Consider the following 9,707-nt stretch of genomic DNA (forward strand, 5'->3'; position numbering starts at 1 on the left):
CATGGTGGCACCCGCCGTACTCGCGGCCGCCCGGAAGGCCGCCAAGGTGGCCAAGAACGCCCAACGGGCCCGGCAGGCCGCGTCGGGCGGCGGTGGCAGAAAGCAGGGCGAGGACAAGAACAACGGTCTCAAGCTGTTCCTGATCCTCGGCGGCAGCGGGGGGCTGCTGACGTTCGGTGCCATCGCCCTGGTGACCGTGCTGCTCATGGGGATGATCGGCGGTGCCGGCAACGGTGCCGTGAACGCCGCGTGCGGCGACTACGCCGACAACGCCAACGCGGGCAACACCGGTGACGCGGCGGCCACCAACCCGATCATCCCGGCCGGCAAGATGTACATGCCGAGCGACACCGCCCGGGCCGAGGTACCGCCGCGGATGATCCTGGCGGCCATGCGCGCCGCCGCCCGCTACGACGGCCTCGACTGGACCATCATCGCCGGGCAGATGTACCAGGAGACCAAGTACGGCCAGGACCCCTCGGCCGCACCGGGCGGCGCCAACTCGGCCGGTTACATGGGCATTCTCCAGTTCGGCCACCCCGCCTGGAGCGAGTACGGCGCGGATGGCAACAACGACGGCAAGAAGGACCTGTACAACGTCGACGACGCGGCCTGGGGCGCGGCCAACTACCTGCACGCCCTGCACGCCGAGGCGCACCCCTGGCAGGCGCTGCTGTCCTACTCGGGTTCCACCGCCTCCAACACCATCTACCCGCGCGTCGTCCTGACCCAGGCCGCCCGCTACAAGGGTGTGCTCACCGGCGACAAGGAGCTGATCCAGCGCTGGTACGCGCATCTGAAGGACACCATCGACAAGAACCCGTCCTTCCCGACGCTCGGCAAGCAGTCGGACATCCCGGAGCCGGTCGGCAACAACGCCAACCCGGACAACGCGCTGAGCATCGCCTCCAGTTCGCCCCGCTCCTGGTCGACCCCGCCGCTGGCCGACAGCGGTGCCACGACCACGACGGCCATGGCCCCGGCGGCCTATTCCACCGATGTGCTCCCGGCTTCCACCGATGTGCTCCCGGCTTCCACCGGTGTTCTCCCGGCCGCCTTCCCGCAGGCCAAGCAGCCTTCCACCGGCGGCAAGGACTGGCAGTGGCCGATGAAGGAGGGCACCTACACCCTCGGCACGCCCTACCACCAGCGCGGCAACATGTGGAGCCTCGGCTACCACACCGGCCAGGACCTGGTGGCGTCCGCCGGCACCCCGATCTACGCCCCCGCCGACGGCAAGGTCGTGCACGCGGGCCCGGGCGGCGCGTACGGCAACATGACCGAGCTGGAGCACGACGGCGGCGTCATCACGCTCTACGCCCACCAGACCACCATCAAGGTGTCCATGGGCCAGTCCGTCAAGCGCGGCGACCTGATCGGCACGGTCGGCTCCACCGGCAATGTCACCGGCCCCCATCTGCACTGGGAGGTCCGGGTCCCCGGCGTCGACAACCCGTTCGTCGCGGGCCAGGACCAGGGGCCGGGCATGGTCGACCCGGTGGAGTGGATGAAGGGCCGGATCACGGCCAACCCGGACTACGGCACCGTGCCCGGGGGCGACAACGGCAACGGCAACGGCAAGGGCCGCGACGGCCAGTACGCCGACTGCGCCAAGAACGGCGGCGGCGCGAACGTCCCGCCCGACGGCGCCGGCGCCTCCGGGGTCATCCCGGACGCCGACAACCCGGTCATCCGGGCGGTCCTCGGCTGGGCCCAGCGCGGCATCGGCGTGCCGTACGTGTACGGCGCCCCGCGCCTCCAGGGCCAGAACCCGACCAGCTTCGACTGCTCCAGCTTCACGGAGTGGGCGTACTACATGGCCAGCGGCGGGAAGATCGACATCGGCAGCACGACGTACGACCAGCAGCCGTACCTCAGCAAGTACGAGGTGCCGCTGGACAAGGCGCAGCCCGGTGACGTGATCTTCTTCCACCCGGAGGGCGGCGGCCGTTCCGGTCACGTCGGCCTGGTCTGGGACCCCAAGGGTCACACGATCATCCACGCGCCGCGGCCCGGCAAGACGGTCGAGTTCAGCAAGTGGGACTACCAGGCGCAGATCACCGGCGTGTACCGGGTGCCGATCCCGCAGGGCACCGACCCGGTGGAGACCAACGGCAGCGGCAGGGAGAAGGGGGCCTAGGTGGCGGCGCGTCACAGGGCCGCCGTCGGCGCCGCGATGGTGCTCGCTGTCGGGCTGCTCGCGGGCTGCCGCGGCGGCGGCACCGAGGGCGCGGGCGAGTCGGCCCACGCGACCCCGGGGGCGTCCGCTTCCGCGGCCCGGCGGACCGGTCCCGGCTACCAGGGGCCCGCGCTGCCGGGCCTGACCGCAGCCCCCGTGTGGAGCCTGGGCCGCAAGGACGCCACCGGCTGTGCGGGCGACCCGGCCGCGCACACCACCGGCGACCCCCGGACCTGTGTGGTCGGTGACGCCGTCGTCGTCACCCAGGATCTGACCGGGGGAAGCGGCCGACGCGGCGCGGCCCCGGCCGTCCACCGCTTCCGTGCCCGGCTCTACGCGGCGGCCACCGGCCGGCTGCGCCGGACGATCGACATCGCGGTCCCGGCCGGCTGGACCAGCGACCGCCCGCTCAGGCCCTCCGCGTTCGTCCAGGTCACCTCGGCGGAGGACGGGTCCCCGGCGCTCCTGGTGACCGACGGGGGCCTCACCCCGGCCGACGGGTCCCGGAAGGCGTCGCTCCGGACGACGTACACCCTCTACGCCCCCTCCGGGGCGGTGCTGGGCCGTTCCTCCTTCGACGGCGCCGAGTTCACGGACCTCACCGCCGAGGCGGGCCACCTGCTGCTGCGGCAGGGGGCCGGGACCAGCACCTATGTGCCGATCGGCGGCGGTGCCCCGGTCCGCGTGCACAACCTCGGGGACGGCGACCAGCCGGTCGGCGCCGGCTTCGGCGTCTACACCTTCAGCACCTACGACGCGGTCGACGGCAGCGGCAGCCGGCTGGCCGTCGGCGACCGCCGTACCGGCGCGCAGCTGTGGACCCTGGCCGACACCCGCCGTCCCGCCGCCCTGGCCGGCGCGAAGGCCGCCGGTCTCACCGCCCGTCTGCTGCCCCTCACCGGGGACGAGGGGCTGCTCGTGTGGGACCTGCCGGCCGGCTCCACGCACGATGTGCAGCTCACGGTGGTCGACCTCGGCACCGGCCGGATGCGCGCCGAGGGGCCGCGGATGGACGAGGTCGACACGGCCCGGCCCCGGACCGTGCTGTCCCCGGACGGCCGGACCGCGGTCACCCGGCTCGGCGCCGGCGCGGTCGCCTGGGACGTGCGCAGCGGCCGGGAGCTGTGGCGGCAGCGGGACGGCGAGCAGGGCGTCACGCCCGAGGGACTGCCGACCGCCCGCGTCCTCTACGCGGCGGCCGGCGACCAGGGCCTGACGGCACTGGACCTGGCCACCGGGAAGGTCCTGGCCGAGAACCTGGCCCCGGACGCCGCCTCCCCCGAGGACTCCCTCGCCGGGAACGGCGCCCCGCTGGAGTTCACCACGGACGGCCACGCCGTCCTGGCCGGCCGCGACCTCTTCGTCTTCGCACCCCAGAAAGGATCCCGCGGGTGACCGCAGAACAGCAGAAGAAGCCCCGCGCCGAGGACGACTGGACGATGGAGATCGTCCTGCTCATCGCGATCGTGCTGCTGGCCGTCGGCGGCGCCTGGCTGGCCGCCAAGCTGGGCGCGTCCTTCGACCACGCCCCCGAACCGCCCGGCAACCCGCTGTCGTTCCTGGTGGCGATGGTCAAGGGCGACTACCGCTGGCCCGGTTCGGCGGCCAGCGCGGTCGCGGCCGGTGAGGCCGTGCTGCTCGGTGTCGTCCTGCTGGCCGGCTACCGGATCCGGCAGCGGCTGCGGAACAAGCCCGATGTGGACGGCGCCGCCCAGCACCTGGCCAAGGGCGAGGAGCTGGGCAAGCTGACGATGAAGGGCGCGGCGGCCACCGCCGAGCGGCTCGGCGTGCAGGCGAAGACGCCGGGCGTGTTCATCGGCCGCTCGGTCAAGGGCCGCCAGCCGCTGTTCGGTTCGTACGAGGACATGCACGTCGACATCTGGGGGCCGCGCACCGGTAAGACCACGCGGCGGGCGATCCCGGCGATCCTGGACGGCCCGGGCGCGGTGCTCGTCACCTCCAACAAGCGGGACATCGTGGACGCCACCCGCGGCCCGCGCGCCGCGCGCGGCCCGGTGTGGGTGTTCGACCCGCAGCAGGTCGCGGCGGAGGCGCCGAGCTGGTGGTGGAACCCGCTGTCGTACGTCACCGACGTCGCCAAGGCCCGCAAGATGGCGGACCACTTCGCGTCCGGGTCGCGGGACGCGAACGCCTCCACCGACGCCTTCTTCGACCCGGCCGGCCAGGACCTGCTGGCCAACCTGCTGCTCGCGGCCGCCTGCGCCAAGGCGCCCATCACCCAGATCTACAGCTGGCTGTCCAACCCCAAGGACGACACCCCGGAGCGGATCCTGCGCTCGGCCGGGCACACCATGGCCGCCGACGGGCTGAACGGTGTCATCACCGCCCCCGACAAGCAGCGCAGCGGTATCTACGGCGTGGCCCAGCAGATGGCGTCCTGCCTGATCAACCCCGAGGTCAACCGCTGGGTGACGCCGCCCGCGGATCCGCGCGCCCCGGAGTTCGACCCGCACGCCTTCGTGCGCACCGGCGGCACCCTGTACTCGCTGTCCCGTGAGGGGCGCGACTCGGCCGGTCCGCTGGTGACGGCGCTGACCGTGGCCGTCGTCGAGGCCGCGGAGGAGTACGCCACCACCCAGCGCGGCGGCCGGCTCCCGCTGCCCCTGGTGGGCGTGCTGGACGAGGCCGCCAACGTGTGCCGCTGGCGCTCCCTGCCCGACCTGTACTCGCACTACGGCTCGCGCGGCATCATCCTGATGACGATCCTCCAGTCCTGGGCGCAGGGCATCGAGGTGTGGGGCGAGCGCGGCATGGAGAAGCTGTGGTCCGCGGCGAACGTCCGGGTGTACGGCGGCGGTGTCTCCGACACCCGCTTCCTGGGCGACCTCAGCGAGCTGGCGGGCGAGTTCGAGCTGCGCGAGTACCAGACCAGCCGGGAGTCGGAGTCCTACGGCTGGTCCGGCAACCGCACGGTCAGCGAGTCGGTCCGCCGTGAGCGGGTGCTCCAGGTCTCCGACCTCGGCGCCATGCCCCCCGGCCGCGCCCTGGTCCTCGCCTCCGGCACCAAGCCGGTGCTGGTCGAGACGATCCCCTGGTGGGAGGGCCCGTACGCGGCCGAGGTCCAGGCCTCCCTGCGCAAGTACGACCCGGGGGCGCGGTAACCCGTGCGCCCCTGCCCGGCCGGCCGGTGACGAGGTCTCGGCTGGCCGGGAATGTTCGGTCGCGTGTGCGAGGTCGGTGTGCTCCGGTGAAGGGTCCGTAAAGGGCGTTTGAAGGCCAATTTGCGGGGGTCTCCAGGGCCTTCACGGGGGAAGCGGAGGGTGATGTTGCGCTTTCGTTAAGTGGTTCTTCTTGACGCCGGGTGGGCGCTCCGCGTTGTCTTTTCAGACACCTGGGTCGTATAGCAGCACCCACGTCCGGATCGCACCTGAAGTGAGCCCCCGAATGCGTCGTATCGCCATATCCGTGGCCGCGTCCACGATGACCCTCTCGCTGGCCGGCTGCGGCATGCTGAACGCGACCGGGGGCGGCGCGAGCGCGAGCCCCTCGAAGGGCGACGACGTCACCGTGGGGCTGCTGCTGCCGGAGAAGACCAACTCCCGCTACGACAAGTTCGACTACCCCATCATCAAGCAGAAGGTGGCCGAACTCACCCGCAAGCAGGGCAAGGTCGCCTACGAGAACGCCGCCGCGTCCCCCTCGCAGCAGGCCGAGCAGATGCAGAAGATGATCGACGACAAGGTCGACGTCATCCTGCTCGACGCCGTCGACTCGCACGCCATCGCCGGCGAGGTGAAGAAGGCCAAGGACGCGGGCATCCCGGTCATCGCGTACGACCGCCTCGCCGAGGGACCGATCGACGCCTACATCTCCTTCGACAACGAGCTGGTCGGCGAGGTGCAGGGCCGCACCCTGCTGGCGGCGATCGGCGGCGCCTCCCTGACGGACAAGATCGTCATGGTGAACGGCTCGCCGACCGACCCCAACGCCAAGCAGTTCAAGCAGGGCGCGCTGTCCGAGCTGAACGGCAAGGTGACGATCGCGGACAGCTACGACATCAAGGACTGGAAGCCGGAGAACGCCGAGGCCAAGATGACCGAGGCGATCGCCCAGATCGGCAAGGCGAACATCGCCGGTGTCTACGCCGCCAACGACGGCATGGCGAGCGGCGTCATCAAGGCCCTCAAGGCCGCCGGTGTCACCAGCATGCCGCCGATCACCGGCCAGGACGCCGAACTGGACGCCGTGCAGCGGGTCGTGGCCGGCGAGCAGTACATGAGCGTCTACAAGTCCTACCCGGACGAGGCCGAGGCCGCCGCGCAGATGGCCGTGGCCAAGGTGCAGGGCAAGGACATCCAGTTCGACGCGCTGACCCAGGACAAGGTCGACAGCCCGACGAACAAGGACATTCCGGCCAAGCTGGTCTCCGTGAGCGCGCTGACCAAGAGCACCATCAAGAACACGGTCATCGAGGACGGCATCTACACCGTCGACGAGATCTGCACCGCCAAGTACCGGGCGGCGTGCGCCACGATCGGCCTGAAGTAACACCCGCGACGCCGACCCGCCGGTGCGCCGGCTCCTCCCGTCCCGCGAGGGCTGTCCGCGAGGGCTGTCCGGCGCGGGACGAAGCCTGGAGCGAATTGGGGCATACCGGTGCAACTCGCTGGTCCGCCCCGGACGAGCCGTGTTGCGGACCGGGTCGGCGCCGCGCATAGTTGCGCTGCGGAAGTGGCAGCACACCGGGGGTGGGATGGGCGATGGCCGGGCGCGGGACGGAGGAGCATCCACACGGCGCCGACCGGCTGTGCGCGGCCGGGGACCGTGTGTACGCGCGGGCCGTACGCCGGGGCCGGGTGCCGCGCACGGACGCCGAACCGGTGCCCTGCCTGCTGGAACTGGCCCTGCTGCACCCCGACCCCGACGACATGGACTGGCTGGTGCCCACCTCCCCGCAGGAGGTGATGACCCGGCTGCTGCGCGGGGTCTACGACGAGGTCAGCGCGAGCCAGCGACGGGTGGGCTCGGCGGTGGCCGCCTTCGACTGGTACGCGGGCCTCGGCCGGCAGCTGAACGCGGTGACCGCACCCGCCGAGGGCAGCTCCATCCGGGTCCTGGACGGGCTGTCCCGGATCCAGGCCGCGATGGACGAGGCGACCGAGGCGTGCACCACCGAGGTGCTCACCGTGCAGCCCGGCGGCATCCGGCGGGAGGCCGAGCTGACCGAGGGGCTGCACCGGGCGCTGGCGCTGCGCGGCCGCGGGGTGCACATGCGGGACCTGTACACGCATGTGGCCCGGCACGGCCAGGGCCTGCTGAACTACCTGGAGCTGATGGGTGACGCGGTCGAGGCCCGCACCCTGGACGAGGTCATCGACCGGCTCATCCTCTTCGACCGGACCGTGGCCTTCATCCCCGCCAACACCGACCGCACGATGGCCCTGGAGCTGCGCCACCCGGCCCTGGTCGGCTATCTGGTGACCGTCTTCGAGCGCCTGTGGCGGCTCGCGATCCCGCTCACCGCGCCGCTGCCCGACACCGGCATCGAGGGCATCTCGCACCGCGAGCAGTCCATCGCCGCGCTGCTCGCCGAGGGCCACCAGGACGCGGTGATCGCCGAACGCCTCGGCATCAGCGTCCGCACCTGCCGCGCGCACATCGCCCGGCTGTCGGAGACCCTCGGCGCGGCCAGCCGTACCCAACTCGGCGTCCGGATCGCCCAGGTGGGCCTGGACGGCAGCCGCCTCACCAGCCCGGACCAGCAGACGCCGAGCATCCGCTAGCCGACCCGGTCCGCTGCCGCCTCAGGGGCCGTCCCGGTCCAGGATGCCCGACTGGGCGATGAGGTAGCCCAGTTGGGCGCGGCTGCCGCTGCCGAGGGCCTGGGCGAGCTTGGCGATATGGGCGCGGCAGGTGCGGACGTTCATGCCGAGGCGGCGGGCGATGGCCTCGTCGACATGGCCCTCGACGAGGAGTTTGGCGATGGAGTGCTGGATCTCGGTGATGCCGTCGGAGTCCGTCTCGTACGGGCCGCCCGCGCTCATCGGCACGGCCCGGGCCCAGAGGTACTCGAAGACCTTCACCAGGTAGCGGACCAGGCCGGGGTGGCGCAGTTCCAGGGCGATCTTCTGGTCGTCGCGGGCGGGGATGAAGGCGACCGCGCCGTCGCAGATGATGAGCCGTTCGACCAGTTCGTCGATGGTGCGGTACTCGACCCTGCCGCCGGACAACTGGGCCGCGTAGGCCAGCTTCTCCGGGTTGTAGCGGGCGGTGTGCTGGTACAGGCTGCGGATCTTCACGCCGCGTTCGAGCAGCGGGCGGTCCCGCTCCAGCCCCTGCAACAGGCTGTGTTCGGAGAGCCGGTCGGAGGGCTGGACGGTGAGCAGTTCGGTCTGCACCTGGGCGGTGGCCAGGTTGAGCGCCGCGTTGATCCGCTCGCCGCCCTCCAGCACGGTGAGGTAGTCGCTGGAGGTGCTGGTCTCCGCGCTCAGCGCCATGAATGGCTCGAAGACACGCGCGAGTTCCAGCGACAGCTGGCGGCGGTCCGTGATCTCCTGCTCGATCGGGTTGAGCCGCCGGGCCAGGGCGATGGACGGCGGCACCGGCAGCAGCCAGGCCGGATCGTCGGGATCGGGGTGGAGCAGCGCAAACTCCATCAGGCAGGGGGCGTCCTCCGCGTCCGCGCGGGCGACGCGTCCCGCGCGCAGGGCGGTGGCGTAAAGGCGACTACCCGCGTCGCACAACTCGGCTACGCCATGGGGATGTCCCGATTTCCCCTGATTTGCTGACAAATCTCCACCCCCCAGGGTCCTGAACATGCAGGAACATGATGCACTGATTGTGTGGCCATCACGTGCCCGAATAAGCCATCGTCGTACCCGACGGGGGAAAAGGGGACCTTCAAGTGAGGACGAAGCCGACTATGCGTAACAGACTGCTTCGCTCGGTGCTCGGCGCCGCCTTTTCCGCCCTGGTTGCCCTCGGTGTGCTGAGCGGCGTGGCCGGCGTCAAGGGCGACGTTCAGGCGATCACCGAGTGGCCCACGGTAGCCGCGCACACGGCGGAAAACGGAGCCGGGAGCTGACGTGACAACTCCACCCGACGACCGTTCCTTCCGTCGTGAAATGGCCACCGCCTACCGGTCGGGCTGGCACTTCATCGATCTGGTCACCGCCATCCCCCACAGTGGTGACTCGCTGATGGTGACAGTGTTCGGTGAGCCGGTCGTCGTCACGCGGGACGAGGACGGGGACGTGCGGGCGTTCCGGTGCCTGCGCAAGCCGCGTGGTGCTCCGCAGCCGGTGCGCTGTGCCATCCGGTACGGAATGATCTTTGTGAACCTGGACCAGCGGGACCACCGGCAGTGCGAGTCGGCGGACCCCGACCTGACGACCATCTCAGCCACCCCCCGCAGTGCCTGACGCGATTCCCCCGTCGTAAAAGATCGCTCAGGTGCTTCCCCCCGCAGCGGGGGGGGGGGGGGGGGGGGGGGGGGGGGGGGGGGGGGGGGGTTGGGGGGGGGGGGGGGGGGGGGGGGGGGGGGGGGGGGGGGGGGGGGGGGGGGGGG

The 9,707-nt window shown here is 71.6% G+C and carries 8 protein-coding genes; 7 read left to right on the plus strand and 1 reads right to left on the minus strand.

Features of this window, described 5'->3' with window-relative positions; all coding sequences use genetic code 11:
• The first annotated feature begins 1 nt into the window (after position 1).
• The 5 genes from ACZ5CZ_RS35665 (at position 2) to ACZ5CZ_RS35685 (ending at position 7,923) form a co-directional block, all read left to right on the plus strand.
• Positions 2 to 2,140, plus strand: a complete 2,139-nt coding sequence (locus tag ACZ5CZ_RS35665; protein ID WP_468948862.1) for a peptidoglycan DD-metalloendopeptidase family protein — start codon at positions 2 to 4, stop codon at positions 2,138 to 2,140.
• A complete protein-coding gene (locus ACZ5CZ_RS35670) occupies positions 2,141 to 3,574 on the plus strand; it encodes an outer membrane protein assembly factor BamB family protein (RefSeq protein ID WP_468948864.1) in 1,434 nt (477 codons plus the stop codon).
• Positions 3,571 to 5,301 (plus strand): type IV secretory system conjugative DNA transfer family protein, encoded by a 1,731-nt coding sequence (locus ACZ5CZ_RS35675; protein WP_468948866.1) that lies wholly within the window; start codon positions 3,571 to 3,573, stop codon positions 5,299 to 5,301. The genes ACZ5CZ_RS35670 and ACZ5CZ_RS35675 overlap by 4 nt, the downstream gene beginning before the upstream one ends.
• Before the next feature lie 283 nt (positions 5,302 to 5,584).
• Positions 5,585 to 6,688: a sugar ABC transporter substrate-binding protein gene (locus ACZ5CZ_RS35680; RefSeq protein WP_385841766.1), complete on the plus strand. Its 1,104-nt coding sequence runs from the start codon at positions 5,585 to 5,587 to the stop codon at positions 6,686 to 6,688.
• 212 nt (positions 6,689 to 6,900) lie between these two features.
• Positions 6,901 to 7,923: a helix-turn-helix transcriptional regulator gene (locus ACZ5CZ_RS35685; protein WP_385841767.1), complete on the plus strand. Its 1,023-nt coding sequence runs from the start codon at positions 6,901 to 6,903 to the stop codon at positions 7,921 to 7,923.
• A gap of 21 nt (positions 7,924 to 7,944) precedes the next feature.
• Here ACZ5CZ_RS35685 and ACZ5CZ_RS35690 read toward each other — a convergent pair whose 3' ends face one another.
• The gene (locus ACZ5CZ_RS35690) at positions 7,945 to 8,958 is read right to left on the minus strand and encodes a helix-turn-helix transcriptional regulator (protein ID WP_385841768.1); all 1,014 of its coding nucleotides are present in this window, start codon (positions 8,956 to 8,958) and stop codon (positions 7,945 to 7,947) included.
• A 104-nt stretch (positions 8,959 to 9,062) separates the two neighbouring features.
• Between ACZ5CZ_RS35690 and ACZ5CZ_RS35695 the strand changes: the two genes are divergently transcribed.
• Positions 9,063 to 9,224 carry a hypothetical protein gene (locus tag ACZ5CZ_RS35695; protein ID WP_385841769.1) on the plus strand — a complete coding sequence of 54 codons (162 nt, stop codon included), beginning with the start codon at positions 9,063 to 9,065 and terminating at the stop codon, positions 9,222 to 9,224.
• 1 nt (position 9,225) lies between these two features.
• A complete protein-coding gene (locus tag ACZ5CZ_RS35700; RefSeq protein ID WP_468948869.1) occupies positions 9,226 to 9,561 on the plus strand; it encodes a hypothetical protein in 336 nt (111 codons plus the stop codon).
• Positions 9,562 to 9,707: the final 146 nt, after the last annotated feature.

It is taken from the genome of Streptomyces sp. NPDC031418, from assembly GCF_055581605.1.